This is a genomic window from Micromonospora echinospora (assembly GCF_014203425.1).
Taxonomy (GTDB): Bacteria; Actinomycetota; Actinomycetes; order Mycobacteriales; family Micromonosporaceae; genus Micromonospora; species Micromonospora echinospora_A.
Genome location: NZ_JACHJC010000001.1, coordinates 4102463 through 4118278, shown reverse-complemented (window position 1 = coordinate 4118278; position 15816 = coordinate 4102463). Strand labels below are relative to the sequence as shown.

The window sequence follows — 15816 nt, the reverse complement described above, 5'->3', positions numbered from 1 at the left end:
AACCAAGCGGTGACAGCGTACTGCGCATTTACATTTAACAAAGTTAACTGATAGCCTCCGGCGCATCGATGAGGAGGTATGTCATGCGACTCGGACGCGGGATGACCGCACTGCTCGGTGGTGTCGCACTGCTCGCCGCCACCGCCGCCGCCCTGCCCGCCACCGCCGCCACCACGACCGGCGCCGTCGGCGCGCTCGTCGCGTGTGACGCGCCGGCCTGGGCCGAGGGCGTCACCTGGACCGCCGGCAGCCGCGCCACCTACGCCGGCCGGCTCTACCAGGCGCTCGTCACACACACCCCGCCGGCCGGCGCGGGCTGGAACCCGGCCGCCGTACCGGCGCTCTGGACCGACCTCGGCGCCTGCACCGGCGGCACGCCGTCGCCGAGCCCCACCACCCGGCCGCCGTCCCCGTCCCCGACCGTCTCCCCCACCCGGACGCCCTCCCCCACGCCGACCGTGTCGTCCAGCCCGACCACGCCGGGCGGCGACACCTGCGCGCTGCGGTCCCGGCCGGCCGGCAAGGTGCTGCAGGGCTACTGGGAGAACTGGGACGGCGCCGCCAACGGCGTGCACCCCGGCCTCGGCTGGATCCCGATCACCGACTCCCGGATCACCGGGCACGGCTACAACGTGGTCACCGCCGCGTTCCCGGTCATCCGCGCCGACGGCACAGTGCTCTGGGAGGACGGCATGGACGCCGGCGTCAAGGTGCCCACCCCGGCGCAGGTGTGCCAGGCCAAGGCCGCCGGACTGACAGTGCTGCTGTCCATCGGCGGCGCCACCGCCGGCATCGACCTCAGCTCCAGCGCGGTCGCCGACCGGTTCGTCGCCACCGTCGTGCCGATCCTCAAGCGGCACAACTTCGACGGCATCGACATCGACATCGAGACCGGCCTGACCGGCAGCGGGAACATCAACCAGCTCTCCCCCTCCCAGGCCAACCTGATCCGCATCATCGACGGGGTGCTGGCGCAGATGCCGGCCGGCTTCGGGCTCACCATGGCGCCGGAGACCGCGTACGTCACCGGCGGCAGCGTCACCTACGGCTCGATCTGGGGCGCGTACCTGCCGATCATCAAGAAGTACGCCGACAACGGGCGGTTGTGGTGGCTGAACATGCAGTACTACAACGGCTCGATGTACGGCTGCGCCGGTGACTCGTACCCGGCCGGCACGGTGGCCGGTTTCGTCGCCCAGACCAACTGCCTCGACGCCGGCCTGGTCATCCAGGGCACCACCGTCCGCGTCCCGCTCGACCGGCAGGTCCCCGGGCTGCCCGCGCAGGTCGGCGCCGGCGGTGGCTACATGAGCCCGGCGCTGGTTGCGCAGGCGTGGAACCCCTACCAGGGCCGCCTGAAGGGCCTGATGACCTGGTCGGTCAACTGGGACGGGTCGAAGGGCTGGACGTTCGGCGACAACGTCCGGGCCCTGCAGGGCCGCTGACCCGGTGGGGCTCCGCGTTCCACCCCCGGCGCGGAGCCCCACCGCTGGCGCGGGTTGCGAGACCCTGCCAGGCTGGCGCTCGTGTATGACTACGACCTGCTGGTGCTGGGCTCCGGACCGAGTGGACAGAAGGCGGCGATCGCCGCGGCCAAACTGGGCCGCCGCGTCGCCATCGTCGATCGCCGCGACATGCTCGGCGGAGTGTGCATCAACACCGGCACCGTGCCCTCCAAGACACTGCGCGAAGCCGTCCTCTACCTGACCGGGCTCAGCCAGCGCGACCTCTACGGCAGCAGCTACCGGGTCAAGGAGGAGATCACCGTCGCGGACCTGGCCGCCCGCACCCAGCACGTGATCACCCGGCAGACCGACGTCATCCGCGACCAGCTGGCCCGCAACAAGGTCGCGCTGATCACCGGCACCGGGCGGTTCGCCGACCCGCACGCCGTCTGGGTCGACGCCGGCTCCGGCCGGGAGACCCGGATCAGCTTCGACAAGGCGGTCATCGCCGCCGGCACCCGCCCGGCCCGCCCGGACAGCGTCGACTTCGACGACCGGACCATCGTGGACTCCGACGGCGTCATCAACCTGCAGGCCGTCCCGCGCAGCATGGTCGTGGTCGGCGCCGGGGTGATCGGCATGGAGTACGCCTCCCTGTTCGCCGCGCTCGGCACCAAGGTGACAGTGGTCGAGCGCCGCCCGCGGATGCTCGACTTCTGCGACGAGGAGATCGTCGAGTCCCTGAAGTACCACCTGCGGGACCTCTCGGTGACCTTCCGCTTCGGCGAGGAGGTGGCCGCCGTGGAGAAGCACCGCAGCGCCGCGCTCTGCGTGCTGCGCAGCGGCAAGAAGATCGTCGCGGACACGGTGATGTACTCGGCCGGCCGGCAGGGACAGACCGACGACCTCGCGCTGGACGCGGCCGGGCTCACCGCCGACCACCGCGGCCGGATCACCGTCGACGCCAACTACCGCACCGCCGTCGACAACATCTACGCGGTCGGCGACGTGATCGGCTTCCCGGCGCTGGCGTCCACCTCGATGGAACAGGGCCGGCTGGCCGCCCAGCACGCCTGCGGCGAACCGGCCCGCGGCATGTCCGACCTGCAACCGATCGGCATCTACACCATTCCGGAGATCAGCTTCGTCGGGAAGTCCGAGGAGGAGCTGACCGAGGCGTCCACCCCGTTCGAGGTGGGCATCGCCCGCTACCGGGAGCTGGCCCGGGGCCAGATCGTCGGCGACTCGTACGGGATGCTGAAACTGCTCGTCTCACCCGAGGACGGTCGGTTGCTCGGCGTGCACGTGTTCGGCACCGGCGCCACCGAGATCGTCCACATCGGGCAGGCGGTGATGGGCTGCGGCGGCACCGTCGACTACCTGCTCGACGCGGTGTTCAACTACCCCACCCTGGCCGAGGCGTACAAGGTGGCCGCCCTCGACGCCGCCAACAAGATCCGCAACATAACCCGAATCAACGACTGACCCCCGGCCACCCCGCCCTCGCCCTCGCCTCGTTGATCTTGCACTTGCTGCCCCGCGAACGCCCGTTATGACCGCTGTACCCGGGCCGCAAGTGCAAGATCAACGAGGAAGTGAGGGCGCGGGAGGGTCAGCGGCCTGTGGCGTAGCCCTGGGCGCCTCGGGGGTTTGCCGCCGCGGAGAGGACTCCGGTGCGCGGGTCGCGTGCCACCGCGCACATGCGGCCCAGGCTCCACGGGTCGGACAGGCGGACGGTGTGGCCGCGGGCGCGCAGGCCGGACAGCACGTCGCCGTCGACACGGTCCTCCAGCACCAGCACGCCGGGCTCGACCTCGCGCGGATAGAAAGACGCCGGGAAGCTCGTCGTGTGCCAGGTGGGGGCGTCGATCGCCTCCTGCAACTCCTGCCCGCCGGCCAGGTGCCGCAGCAGGAACAGCAGCTGCCACTGGTCCTGCTGGTCGCCGCCCGGCGTGCCGCAGGCCATCACCGGCTCGCCGTCACGCAGCACCAGCGTCGGGCTGAGCGTGGTACGCGGGCGCCGGCCCGGCCGCAGCGTCGAGGCGAGCCCTTCCTCCAGCCAGCACATCTGCAACCGGCTGCCCAGCGGGAAGCCCAGCTCCGGGATGGCAGGTGAGCTCTGCAGCCAGCCGCCGCTCGGCGTGGCGGAGATGATGTTGCCCCACCGGTCCACCACGTCGACGTGGCAGGTGTCGCCGCGGGTCACGCCGTCGGCCCGTACCGTGGGTTCGCCGGTGCTCGGGTCCTGCGGGACGGCCCGGCCGCCCGCGTCGGCGCGCAGGTGGGACGGGAGCCGGGGCGGCTCACCCGCCGGGCTGCCGGGACGCAACTCGGCCGACGCGCGGTCGCCGACCAACGCGGCCCGCGAACGGGCGTAGTCGGCCGACAGCAGCGCGGAACCCGGCACGTCGGTGTCGCCGTACCACGCCTCCCGGTCGGCGAAGGCGAGCTTCAGCGCCTCGGCCTGCGCGTGGATGCCGTCCAGGCCGGACGGGTCGTAGACCGCCGGGTCGTCGAGCGCCTCCAGGACGGCCAGGGTCTGCAGCAGCACCGGGCCCTGACCCCAGAAGCCGGTCTTGGCGACCGTGTGCCCGTGCCAGTCCAGCGTGACCGGCGCCTCCCAGGTGGCCGAGAACCCGGCCAGGTCGTCGCCGGTGACCAGCCCGGCGTGGGCGCACCCGCTGGAGTCGCGGAACGGCAGCCGGCTGAACGCGTCGATCGCCTCGGCGACGAAACCCTCCCGCCAGGCGCGCCGGGCCGCCTCGATCTGCGCCACCCGGTCCGTACCGGCGGCCCGTCCGGCGTCGACGAGGCGGCGCAGCGTGTCCGCGTACGCCGGGTTGGTGACCATCTCCCCCGGCGCGGGCGGACGGCCGTGACGCAGCCAGATCCGCGCGGACGTCGGCCAGTGGTCGGTGAACAGCGACCGGACCCGCGCCACTGTCTGCCCGGCCGCGCCGACCAGCGGGTGACCGGCGGCGGCGTAGCCGATCGCCGGTTCCAGCACCTCGGCCAGCGTGCGGGTGCCGTGGTCGCGCAACAGCAGCAGCCACGCGTCGACAGCGCCGGGCACCACTGCGGCGAGCGGGCCGGCGCCGGGCACCAGGTCCAGGCCCAGCGACCGGAAGTGCGCGACGGTGGCGGCGGCCGGGGCCGGGCCCTGCCCGCAGAGCACCCGCGGCGTCGGGTCGGTCGCGGTGGCCAGGATCGCCGGCACCTCGCCGGCCGGGCCGTTGAGGTGCGGCTCCACGACGTGCAGCACGAACCCGGCGGCGACAGCGGCGTCGAACGCGTTGCCGCCCCGCTCCAGCACGCCCATCGCGGATTGGCTGGCCAGCCAGTGCGTGGAGGAGGCCATGCCGAACGTGCCGCGCAGCGTCGGCCGGGTGGTGAACGTCATCGGCGGTGACCCTACGCCGTACCGGCGACGTCGGCGCGGTCCGTCGCGCTGCCCTCCACACCGCCGCCGTCGCGCTCGCCGTCGAGCGGGAACAGGCATGCGGCCTCGTGGCCCGGACCCACCACGGCCAGCGCCGGGTCGGTCTCGGCGCACGCGGGGCGGGCCTGCGGGCACCGGGTACGGAAGCGGCAACCGCTCGGCGGGTCCACCGGGCTGGGGATGTCACCGGTGAGCACGATGCGGCGGCGCTGCCGTTCGACCCGGGGGTCGGCCACCGGCACCGCCGACAGCAGCGCCGCGGTGTAGGGGTGCGCCGGGCGCCGGTAGATCCGCTCCGGTGGGCCGGTCTCCACGATGCGGCCCAGGTACATCACCGCGATCCGGTCGCTCATGTGCTCGACGGCGGCCAGGTCGTGCGCGATGAACAGGTAGGTCAGCCCGAGGTCGCGTTGCAGGCGCCGCAGCAGGTTCATGATCTGCGCCTGGACGCTCAGGTCGAGCGAGGCGATCGGCTCGTCCAGCACGATCAGGTCCGGTTCGCCGGCCAGCGCCCGGGCCACGCCGACCCGCTGGCGCTGGCCGCCGGACAGCTCGTGCGGATGCCGGCCGGCGGTGTCGGCGCGCAGGCCGACCAGGTCCAGCAGTTCGGCCACCCGCTTCCGGCGGGCGGTGCCGGACGCGGCGAGCCGGTGCACGACAAGGGGTTCGGCGATGCTGTCGCCGACCGTGCGGCGCGGGTCCAGCGACGCCTGCGGGTCCTGGAAGACCATCGCCACGTGGCGGCGCGTCGCGCGCAGGCGGCGGCGGGACCAGCGGGTGACGTCCGCTCCAGCCACCCGGACCCGCCCGGCGCTCGGGTCGACCAGCCGCAGCAGCGCCAGCCCGGCAGTGGACTTGCCGCTGCCCGACTCGCCGACCAGCCCGAGCGTCTCGCCCCGGCGTACGGCCAGGGAGACGCCGTCGACGGCGCGGACCGTTCCGGCCGGGGTCGGGAAGTGCACCGCGAGGTCGTCCAGCTCGGCGACCACGTCCGGGGTGTCGTCGCTCATCCGGTCTCTCCACGGTAGAAGGTACGGACCGTGTGCCCGTCGCCGACCGGCGTCAGCGGCGGCAGCTCGTGCTCGCAGCGGGGGTCGGCGCGTACCGGGCAGCGCGGCCAGAACGCGCAGCCGGGCGGCAGGTCCAGCGGGCTCGGCGGCGCGCCGGGGATGGCGACCAGGTCCTCGCCGCGCCGGGACGGGTCGGGCCGGGCCGCCAACAGCGCCCGGGTGTACGGGTGCGTGGGCGTGTCGAACACCGCGTCCACCGGGCCCTGCTCGACGATGCGTCCCCCGTACATGACAGCGACCGTGTCGGCGATGCCGGCGACCACACCCAGGTCGTGGGTGACCCAGACGACAGCGGTGCCCAGGCGCGTCTGCAGGTCGGCGACCAGCTCGATGATCTGCGCCTGGGTGGTGACGTCCAGCGCGGTGGTCGGCTCGTCGGCGATCAGCAGGTCCGGCTCGCACGCCAGCGCCATGGCGATGGCGACGCGCTGGCGCATGCCGCCGGAGAACTGGTGCGGGTACGCGTCGACGCGCTGCGCGGCCGACGGGATGCCGACCAGCTCCAGCAGTTCCACGGCCCGGTCGCGGGCGGCGCGGCGGGTCAGCCCGAGGTGTTCCTCGGCCCCCTCGGTGACCTGCCGGCCCACCGGCAGCACCGGGTTGAGCGAGGTCATCGGATCCTGGAAGACGAACCCGACGTGCCGGCCGCGCAGCTTGCGGCGGCGGTCGTCGGGCAGCGCGGTCAGCTCGTTGTCGAGCAGCCGCACCCGGCCGGTGACGGTCGCGGCGCGCGGGGCCAGGCCGGTGGCCGCGAGCAGGGTCATGCTCTTGCCGCTGCCGGACTCGCCGACCAGCGCGAACGTCTCCCCCTGCCGTACCTGCCAGGACACCCCGGCCACGGCGCGGGCCGGGCCACGGCGGGTGCCGACTGTAACGGTGAGGTCGTCCACGGACAGCACCGAAGAGTCGGTCCTCGGCCGCTGGCGCTGGCTCGGCATGCGTTCGGTGCGCTCGCTCATGGGGTGCTCCGGCGGGCCTCGGCGAGGGTGAGCTGGCGCGGGTCGAGCACGTCCCGCAACGCGTCGCCGACCAGGTTGAACGCCAGCACGGTGAGGAAGATCGCCGCGCCCGGGAACACGCCCAGCCACCAGGCGTCGGTGACGAACCCGCGCCCGTCGAACAGCATCCGGCCCCAGGCCGGCGCGGGCGGCTGGATGCCCAGGCCGAGGAAGGACAACGCCGCCTCGGAGAGGATCGCGAAAGCCAGCGACAGCGACGTCTGCACGATCAGCGGCGCCGCGATGTTCGGCAGCACGTGCCGGCGCATGATGCGCACGTCGGACGCGCCGATGGAGACGGCGGCCCGGACGAACACCTGCTCTCGTACCGACAGCACGCCGGCGCGGGTGATCCGGGCGAAGATGGGCGTGTAGACCACGCCGATGGCGACCATGGCGGTGAGCAGGCCGGGGCCGAGCACCGCCACGATGGCCACCGCCAGCAGCAGCACCGGGAACGCGAACAGCACGTCCATGCAGCGCATGAGCACGCTGTCCAGCCAGCCCCGGTAGTAGCCGGCGAACAGTCCGAGCGTCACCCCGGCGACCAGCGCGATGCCGACGCTGACCGCGCCGACCTGCAGTGACACGCGGGCGGCGACGAGCACCCGGCTGAGCACGTCGCGGCCCAACTCGTCGGTGCCGAACGGGTGCGCGCCGCTGGGCGGGCGCAGCATCTGGTCCACGTCGACGTCGTTGACGCCGGCCGGGGCCAGCCACGGGCCGGCCACACCCACCACGACCAGCAGCACGAGCACGATCGTGCCGCCGACGGCGAGCGGGTCGCGGCGCAGCGCGTCCAGGACGCGGCGTCCGGTGCTCTCGGTCGTGGCGCTCACTTGACCGTGATCCTCGGGTCGAGGCGGGCATAGAGGATGTCCACCAGCAGGTTGACCAGCAGGAACAGGGCGGCGACGAGCAGCACCGCGCCCTGCAGGACGGGATAGTCGCGGGCCTGCACGGCGTCGAAGGTGAGCCGGCCGATGCCGGGCCACGCGAACAGCACCTCGATGACGATGACGCCGCCGAGCAGGGACGCCAGTTGCACGGCGACCACCGTCACCACCGGGATCAGCGCGTTGCGCAGCACGTGCCGCACGATCACCACCCGGTTGCGCAGCCCCTTCGCCTCCGCGGTGCGTACGTAGTCGGCGGAGAGCACCTCCAGCACGGAGGAGCGGATGAACCGGGTGAGGATGGAGGCGGTGACCAGGCCGACGGTGACCGCCGGCAGCGCCACGTGGGTGGCCCACCGGCCGGGGTCCTCGGTCAGCGCCACGTAGCCCGAGGGTGGCAGCCAGCCCAGCACCCCGGCGAACAGCAGGATGCCCATGATGCCCATCCAGAAGTCCGGCACCGAGACGCCGAACTGGCTGAACACGCGGGCGGCGTGGTCGACGGCGGACCCGCTGCGTACCGCCGCGACGATGCCCAGCGGGAACGCGACGAGCAGTGCGAACAGCACCGCGGTGACGGCGAGCGACAGCGTGGCGGGCAGCCGTTCCAGCACGATCTGGCTCACCGGCTGGCCGGTGCGGAAGCTGACCCCCAGGTCACCGGTGAGCGCGTGCCCGAGGTAGCTGGCGTACTGCACCGGTAGCGGCTGGTCGAGGCCGGCGCGTTCCCGCAGCGCGTCGTACGTCTGCTGGTCGAACCGCGTGCCGAGCGCCACCCGGACCGGATCGCCCGGCACGAGTTGCAGCAGCAGGAACACCACAAGGGTCACGCCGATGAGCACGACCGCCGACTGGAGTGCCCGCCGCAGGACGAAGCGGGCCATCACTTGGCCAGGGCGACCGACCGGAACCGGATCGCCCGGTCGGTGCGCACCTCGTAGCCGGAGACCTTCTTCGACCAGCCCTGCACCACGTCCGGGTTGTAGAGGTAGAGGTAGCTGGCGTCGTCCACGATCTGCTTCGCGGCCTGCTCGTACGCCTGCTTGCGGGCGCCCTGGTCGGTCTGGGTGCGCGCGTCGTCCAGCAGCTTGTCCACCGCCGGGTTCTTGTACTTGTGGAAGTTGAACGTGCCGCCGCTGTGGTGCTGGGCGTAGTAGAACTCGTCCGGGTCGATGTTGCCGAGCCAGCCCAGCATGAACCCGTCGAAGTTGCCCTTGGCCTGCTCGTCGAGCCACTGGGCGAAGTCCAGCGTACGGATCTTCACGGTGATGCCGACGTCCTTGAGCTGGGCGGCGATGACCTGGGCGGCGCTCACCGTCTCCGGGTACTCGCTGGTGACCATCAGATCCATGGTCAGGTTGCCGACGCCGGCCTGGCCGAGCATCTGCTTGGCCTTGCCCGGGTCGTGGCTGTAGGGCGCGTAGTCGTAGTAGAACGCGCTGTCCTTGGGGATGGCGGTCTGGTTGACAGTGGCCAGGCCGAACTTCGCCGCCTTGGTGATCGCCTCCCGGTCCAGCGCGTACCCGATCGCGCGCCGCACCTCGGGGTTGTCGAACGGCTTGCGGGCCTCGTTGAGCGCCACGTACCAGTAGTCGGTGGAGGCCGCCGACTTCACCACCGGGTCGTCGCCGTCCTGCAGCGACTTCACCTGCTGCGGCGGCAGGTTGTCGGTCCACTGCACCTGGCCGCTGCGCAGGTTCTGCAGCGCCACGGTGGGGTCCTTGACGAAGGTGAACGTGACGCCGTCGAGCTTCGGCTTCTCACCCCAGTAGGCGTCGTTGCGCACCAGCTTGATGCTGTCGCCGGAGGTGTAGCCGGCCACCGTGAACGGGCCGCTGCCCACCGGCGCGGTCTTCACCTTGCCGGACTCCACGTTGGACTTCTCCACGATCGCCACGCCCTTGAACCCGCCGAGGTTCGCCAGCAGGTTCGGCGTCGGCGCGCTCAGCGTCACCACCACCGTCGCCGGGTCGGGCCCGGTGACGGACTTGACGGTGGCGAACTTGTACGCGTTGTTCAGCTTCTCCTTGATGATCCGCTCGAAGGAGTAGACGACGTCCTCGGAGGTCAGCGGCGACCCGTCGGAGAACTTCACGCCCTCGCGCAGGGTGAACGTCCAGGTCAGCTGGTCGTCACTGGTGGTCCACTTCGTCGCCAGCGAGGGCACCATCTTCAGGTCGGCGTCCGGCTCGACGAGCGTGTCGTAGACGTTCTCCAGCACCTGGAAGCTGTAGTAGGCAGAAGTCTTGTGCGGGTCGAGCTGGTCGGGTTCGCCGCCGATCGCCGCGTTGAGGACTCCGCCGGCGCCACCGGCGTTCCCCCCGCCGCCGACGTCGACCGCCTCGCCGCCGGTGCATCCGGACAGGACGCCGATGGTGAGGATGAGTGCGGCGCCGAACGCGCCGAGCTTGTTCCTGGACACAGGCCCCCCTTGCCACTTCCCGGACAAAAGAAAGTTTCGGCGAGTCTTATCTCCGAGCTGGATGATGTCAAACGAATCCAGCCAAACTGACAGGTCGACGGGTGTTGCCGGTGCGGAGTGAACGATGGTTCAATCCGGGCCCCGACCTGATCCGCCACCGCGCTGGGAGTTGCCGCCGTGACCACACACGAGGTCGTCAACCAGGTCCCCCCGATGGTCGGCCACGACACCGCCGACGACCCCGCGCTGCGCGACGGCGTGGCCCGGGAGAGCGCCGGCTGGGCGCTGCCCGGGCTGCACGAGCTGGGCCGGCTCGCCGGTGGTGAGGAGGCCGCCGAACACGGGCGGCTCGCCAACGAGCACCCGCCCGCGCTGCGCACCCACGACCGGTACGGCAACCGGATCGACGAGGTGGAGTTCCACCCGTCCTGGCACGAGCTGATGCGTACCGCGGTCGGGCACGGCCTGCACGCCGCGCCGTGGGCCGACGACCGGCCGGGCGCGCACGTGGCCCGGGCCGCCGGCTTCTACCTGTGGCGGCCCGACGCCGGGCACGGCTGCCCCATCTCCATGACGTACGCGGCGGTGCCCGCGCTGCGGCACAGCCCGGACCTGGCCGCCCGCTACGAGCCGCTGCTCACCACCCGGGAGTACGACTTCGGGCTGCGCCCGCCGCAGACCAAGCGCGGCCTGCTCGCCGGCATGTCGATGACCGAGAAGCAGGGCGGCTCGGACGTACGCGCCAACACCACCACGGCCCGGCCCGAGCCGGACGGCAGCTACCGGCTCGTCGGGCACAAGTGGTTCACCTCGGCGCCGATGTGCGACCTGTTCCTCACGCTCGCCCAGGCGCCCGGCGGCCTCACCTGCTTCCTGGTCCCCCGCGTGCTGCCCGACGGCGAGCGCAACCCGATGCGGCTGATGCGGCTCAAGGACAAGCTCGGCAACCGCTCCAACGCCTCCGCCGAGGTCGAGTACGAGCACGCGGCGGCGTGGCGCGTCGGCGACGAGGGCCGGGGCGTGCGCACCATCATCGACATGGTCAACCTGACCCGGCTCGACTGCGTGATCGGCGCGGCGGCCGGGATGCGTCACGGCGTGACCACAGCCGTGCACCACGCCACCCATCGGCGGGCGTTCGGCAGCTACCTGGTCGACCAGCCGCTGATGCGCAACGTGCTGGCCGACCTGGCCGTGGAGTCCGAGGCCGCCACCCTGCTGATGATCCGGCTGGCCGGCGCGACGGACCGGTCGGCGCGCGGCGATGACGGCGAGACCGCGTTCAAGCGCCTCGCCCTGGCCGTCGGCAAGTACTGGGTGTGCAAGCGCTGGCCGGGGCATGCCGCCGAGGCGCTGGAGTGCCTGGGCGGCAACGGTTACGTGGAGGAGTCCGGCATGCCGCGGCTGTTCCGCGAGTCGCCGCTGAACTCGATCTGGGAGGGCTCCGGCAACGTCGCCGCGCTGGACGTGCTGCGCGCGCTCACCCGGGAGCCGCAGGTGCTCGCCGCGTACGAGGCGGAGGTGGCCGCCGCGGCCGGCGCGGACGCGCGCCTGGACGCCGCCGTACGCCGGGTGCGCGACGAACTGGCCGACCACACGGACCTGGAGCTGCGCGCCCGGCGGGTGGTGGAGCGGCTGGCGCTGGTGCTGCAGGGCGCGCTGCTGGTGCGCCACGGCCACCCGGCGGTCGCTGACGCGTTCTGCGCGTCCCGGCTCGGCGGCGACCACGGCCAGGCGTACGGGACGCTGCCGGGCGGACTGGACCTCGCAGCGATCATCGACCGCGCCACCCCGAAGATCGGCTGAGCGGGCGATGACGCGTCTGGCCTCGATCCACCTGCGTCCGGTCAAGTCCCTCGGCGGCGTCGATGTCGACCGGGCCGAGGTGGAGCCGTGGGGGTTGCGTCACGACCGCCGCTGGCTGGTGCTGCGCCCCGACGGCGGCAAACTGGGCTCGACCGCCCTGCCGGCGCTGCTCGGCCTGACCGCCGCCCTCGGTCCTGGATCGATCGCGCTCACCGCCCGCGACGGGTCGTCGCTGACAGTCACCGAACCGGTCGACGGGCCGCCGGTCGCCACCGACGTGTCCCGGCTGGACACGGTCCGCCTCGCCGCCGACGAGGCGCACGACTGGCTCTCCGCGCGGCTGGGCCGGCCCGTACGGCTGGCCTGGCTGGACGATCCGCGCCGCCGGCCGATGTCGGCCGAGCACGGCGGTGGGCCCGGTGATCCGCTGAACCTCTCCGACGCCGGGCCGCTGCTGCTCACCACGGCGCCGTCGCTGCGGCGGCTGCGGGACTGGATCGTCGAGGGCGCGCTGGAGCGCGGCGAGCCGGCCCCGGAGCCGCTGGCGATGGCCCGGTTCCGGCCGACGGTGGTGCTCGACGGGCCGTTCGAGCCGTTCGCCGAGGACGGTTGGACGCATGTGCGGATCGGCGCCGTCGACTTCCGGGTCTCCGAGCGCTGCGACCGCTGCTCGGTGACGCTCATCGACCCGGAGACGCTCGCCAGCGGGAACGAGCCGATCCGCACGCTGGCCCGGCACCGGCGCCACGACGGCAAGACCTGGTTCGGCATCCGGCTGGTCCCGGTGACCACCGGCGAGATCCGCGTCGGCGACCCGGTCGCCGTCTCCTGATCCGGCGGCTCAGCGGCGACGCCACTCGTCGGCCAGGATCGCGTAGACGAGCTGGTCGGCCCACTCGCCGCGGAACAGGTAGCTGCGCACGTGCCGCGCCTCCCGACGCATTCCGAGCCGGGCCATCAGGCGCGCCGAGGGCTCGTTGTCAGCGTGGCAGCGGGCCATCACCCGGTGCAGCCCGAACTCGCCGAAACCCCAGTCCAGGAGCGCGCCGGCCGCCTCCGTGGCCAGCCCTCGGCCGCCGTGATCGGGGTGGAAGACGTACCCCAGCTCGGCGGTGCGGTCCGCCGCGCTGCGCCAGACCAGCTCGACAGCGCCGATGACCCGCGCGTCGCTGACCACGGCGAGCGTCAGGCAGTCGCCCTCCGCGCGCAGCGCGTCCTCCGCCGCCATCGCCGCGACCGACAACCGCGACTCCTCCCGGGTACGCGGCCAGGCTCCGAGCATCCAGCGGACCACGTCCGGGCGGCGCTGCCAGGCGTACACGTCGTCGAGGTCGTCGAGCGTGACCGGGCGCAGCAGCAGCCGGGGTGTGCGCAGCGGGTACGCCGGGTGGGCCATCGGGCGATGGTAGGCCGCGCCTAGGGTGGACCGCATGGTCGTTTCCGCCGACGACGGCAACCCGCTCACCCAGCTCACGCTCGACCAGCTCCGGCGGCGCACCAGCGTGAAGTGGCGGCTGTACCCGCCGGACGTGCTGCCGCTGTGGGTCGCCGAGCAGGACGTGCCGCTGGCGCCGCCGGTCGCCGAGGCGCTGCGCCGGGCGGTCGAGCTGGGCGACACCGGCTACTCGTACGGCACCGCGTACGCCGAGGCGGTCGGCGGCTTCGCCGCGCGGCGCTGGGGCTGGGCCGACTTCCCGGTCGGCCGCACCACGCTCGTGCCAGACGTCATGATGGGCACTGTCGAGGTGCTGCGCCTGGTCACCGGCCCTGGTGACGCGGTGGTGGTCACTCCCCCGGTCTACCCGCCGTTCTACGCGTTCGTCACCAACGCCGGGCGGCAGGTCCTCGAGGCGCCGCTCGGGGCGGACCTGCGGGTCGACCCGGCCGCGCTGGAGGAGGCGTTCCGGCGTGCCCGCGCGATCGGCGACCGGCCGGCGTTCCTGCTCTGCAACCCGCACAACCCGACCGGTGTGGTGCACCGGCCCGACGAGCTGGCCACAGTCGCCGCGCTGGCCGCCCGGCACGGCGTACGGGTGGTGGCCGACGAGATCCACTCGCCGCTGGCGCTGCCCGGCGCGCGGTTCACCCCGTACCTGACGGTGCCGGGCGCGGAGAACGCGTTCGCGCTGGTGTCGGCGTCCAAGGCGTGGAACCTGGCCGGGCTCAAGGCGGCGCTGGCGGTCGCCGGGCCGGACGCGGCGGACGACCTGGCCCGGATGCCGGAGGAGGTCAGCCACGGTCCCAGTCACCTCGGGGTGCTCGCGCACACCGCCGCGTTCCGGGCCGGCGGGCCGTGGCTGGACCGGCTGCTCGACGGCCTGGACGCCAACCGGGCGCTGCTCGGGTCGCTGCTGGCCGAGCACCTGCCCACGGTGTCGTGGCGGCCGCCCGAGGGCACGTACCTGGCCTGGCTGGACTGCCGCGACCTCGGCGTGCCCACGGAGGCGGGCGACGGACCGGGGGTGGCGAGCGACCTGGCCGGTCCGGCGCGGATGTTCCTCGACCGGGCCCGGGTGGCGCTCAGTTCCGGGCACGTCTTCGGCTCCGGCGGCGCCGGGTTCGTGCGGCTCAACTTCGCCACCTCCCCCGCCGTGCTCACCGAGGCGGTCACCCGGATGGGCCGCGCGGTACGCGCCTGACGTGCGGCTCAGCCAGCGGCGACGCGTACCCGATGGTTCTCCCCCTCGGACAGGAACGACGCCAGCGCGGCGCCCTCCTCGGCGGCGGCCGTGCGCTCGGCGCGGGTGAACGCGCGCAGCGGCGTGACCACCACGACGCCCTCATCGACCGTCCAGGTGGCGGCGACCCGGCCGTCGACGAGCACGAACCGGGCCCCGGCCACGGAGAGGTTGCGGTGGGCGTCGTCGATGATCCGGCTGCGGTCGTGGTAGCCGAGCACGGCGTTGTCGAAGGCGGGCAGGAACCGTATCGGCGCGGGCGTGTCCGGGTCGGGCCGGGGCGCGCCCGGTAGGTCCAACAGGGTCCGCCCCCGCGCGTCCCGGAAGGCCACCAGCTCGTCGCGGACCGCGGCGACCGCCGCGGGCAGCCCGGCGAGCCCGCACCAGGCGCGCAGGTCCGCCGACGCGGCGGGGCCGAACGCGGCCAGGTAGCGCCGCACCAGCGCCCGCCCGGGCGGGTCGTCGCCGTCCGGCCCGGCCGGGTCGGCGTCGCTGCCCAGCCACCGGGCCAGCGCGACGGTACGGACGCCGGCCGTGGTCCGCCACAGTCCGCGCGGCGGGGCCTGCACGGTCGGAACCAGCGCGAGCACGATCTCGCCGAGCGCCCGTCGGTCCGGGTCCGGCCAGCGGGCGGCGAGCACCGACACGATCTCCGCGTTGGTGCGGGGCTCGCCGTCGGCCAGGACCTCCCGCGCCGCCGCGGCGAGTTCGTCGAGGTCGACCCCGTCGAACTCGCCGCGGTAGACGCCCAGCACCCGCTGGCGCAGCATCGCGTCGTGCCGGGTCCGCCAGGCCAGCACGTCGTCGGCCGCGAGCAGGTGCACGGTGCGCCGCATCAGGTGGGTACGCACCAGGCGGCGGCGCACCAGCAGGTCCGACAGGACCGCCGGGTCGAAGGCCCGCAGCCGCGACCAGAGCCCGACGTACGGCTCCTGCGGCTCCTGGGCCTGCAACCCGCACAGGTGCGCCACCGCGTCGGCCACCGGCAGGTCGGCGCGGTCGAGCAGCATCTGCCGGGCGAGCGTCGCCCGGTTGAGCGCGCGCTGGTCGAGCACTGTCACG

The 15816-nt window shown here is 73.3% G+C and carries 13 protein-coding genes; 5 read left to right on the top strand and 8 right to left on the bottom strand.

Annotation, left to right across the window (positions count from 1 at the left end; all coding sequences use genetic code 11):
• The first annotated feature begins 83 nt into the window (after positions 1–83).
• Positions 84–1445 (top strand): glycosyl hydrolase family 18 protein, encoded by a 1362-nt coding sequence (locus FHU28_RS19090; RefSeq protein ID WP_184685909.1) that lies wholly within the window; start codon positions 84–86, stop codon positions 1443–1445.
• Between the two features lie 81 nt (positions 1446–1526).
• Complete coding sequence (gene sthA, locus FHU28_RS19085) at positions 1527–2930, top strand: Si-specific NAD(P)(+) transhydrogenase (RefSeq protein WP_184685908.1); 1404 nt, start codon at positions 1527–1529, stop codon at positions 2928–2930.
• 127 nt (positions 2931–3057) lie between these two features.
• Here sthA and FHU28_RS19080 read toward each other — a convergent pair whose 3' ends face one another.
• From FHU28_RS19080 to FHU28_RS19055, 6 genes are read right to left on the bottom strand one after another with little or no spacing between them, the layout of a single operon-like run.
• On the bottom strand, positions 3058–4845 hold the full coding sequence (locus tag FHU28_RS19080) for a gamma-glutamyltransferase family protein (protein ID WP_184685907.1): 1788 nt from the start codon (positions 4843–4845) through the stop codon (positions 3058–3060).
• Between the two features lie 11 nt (positions 4846–4856).
• Complete coding sequence (locus FHU28_RS19075) at positions 4857–5894, bottom strand: ABC transporter ATP-binding protein (protein WP_184685906.1); 1038 nt, start codon at positions 5892–5894, stop codon at positions 4857–4859.
• Positions 5891–6913, bottom strand: a complete 1023-nt coding sequence (locus FHU28_RS19070; protein ID WP_184685905.1) for an ABC transporter ATP-binding protein — start codon at positions 6911–6913, stop codon at positions 5891–5893. Before FHU28_RS19070 ends, FHU28_RS19075 begins: the two co-directional genes overlap by 4 nt.
• The gene (locus tag FHU28_RS19065; RefSeq protein ID WP_116505649.1) at positions 6910–7791 is read right to left on the bottom strand and encodes an ABC transporter permease; all 882 of its coding nucleotides are present in this window, start codon (positions 7789–7791) and stop codon (positions 6910–6912) included. The genes FHU28_RS19070 and FHU28_RS19065 overlap by 4 nt, the downstream gene beginning before the upstream one ends.
• A complete protein-coding gene (locus tag FHU28_RS19060; RefSeq protein WP_184685904.1) occupies positions 7788–8732 on the bottom strand; it encodes an ABC transporter permease in 945 nt (314 codons plus the stop codon). The genes FHU28_RS19065 and FHU28_RS19060 overlap by 4 nt, the downstream gene beginning before the upstream one ends.
• Positions 8732–10270, bottom strand: coding sequence for an ABC transporter substrate-binding protein (locus tag FHU28_RS19055; protein WP_184685903.1), 1539 nt, complete (start codon positions 10268–10270; stop codon positions 8732–8734). The genes FHU28_RS19060 and FHU28_RS19055 overlap by 1 nt, the downstream gene beginning before the upstream one ends.
• A 177-nt stretch (positions 10271–10447) precedes the next feature.
• Between FHU28_RS19055 and FHU28_RS19050 the strand changes: the two genes are divergently transcribed.
• Complete coding sequence (locus FHU28_RS19050) at positions 10448–12076, top strand: acyl-CoA dehydrogenase family protein (RefSeq protein WP_184685902.1); 1629 nt, start codon at positions 10448–10450, stop codon at positions 12074–12076.
• Between the two features lie 7 nt (positions 12077–12083).
• On the top strand, positions 12084–12908 hold the full coding sequence (locus FHU28_RS19045; RefSeq protein ID WP_184685901.1) for an MOSC domain-containing protein: 825 nt from the start codon (positions 12084–12086) through the stop codon (positions 12906–12908).
• A 9-nt stretch (positions 12909–12917) separates the two neighbouring features.
• Here FHU28_RS19045 and FHU28_RS19040 read toward each other — a convergent pair whose 3' ends face one another.
• A complete protein-coding gene (locus tag FHU28_RS19040; RefSeq protein WP_184685900.1) occupies positions 12918–13472 on the bottom strand; it encodes a GNAT family N-acetyltransferase in 555 nt (184 codons plus the stop codon).
• Positions 13473–13506: 34 nt separating this feature from the next.
• On the opposite strand from FHU28_RS19040, the gene FHU28_RS19035 reads away from it, so the two are divergent.
• Positions 13507–14715 (top strand): MalY/PatB family protein, encoded by a 1209-nt coding sequence (locus FHU28_RS19035; protein ID WP_184685899.1) that lies wholly within the window; start codon positions 13507–13509, stop codon positions 14713–14715.
• A gap of 8 nt (positions 14716–14723) precedes the next feature.
• On the opposite strand, the gene FHU28_RS19030 is transcribed toward FHU28_RS19035, so the two are convergent.
• Positions 14724–15815 carry a winged helix DNA-binding domain-containing protein gene (locus FHU28_RS19030; RefSeq protein ID WP_184685898.1) on the bottom strand — a complete coding sequence of 364 codons (1092 nt, stop codon included), beginning with the start codon at positions 15813–15815 and terminating at the stop codon, positions 14724–14726.
• Position 15816: the final 1 nt, after the last annotated feature.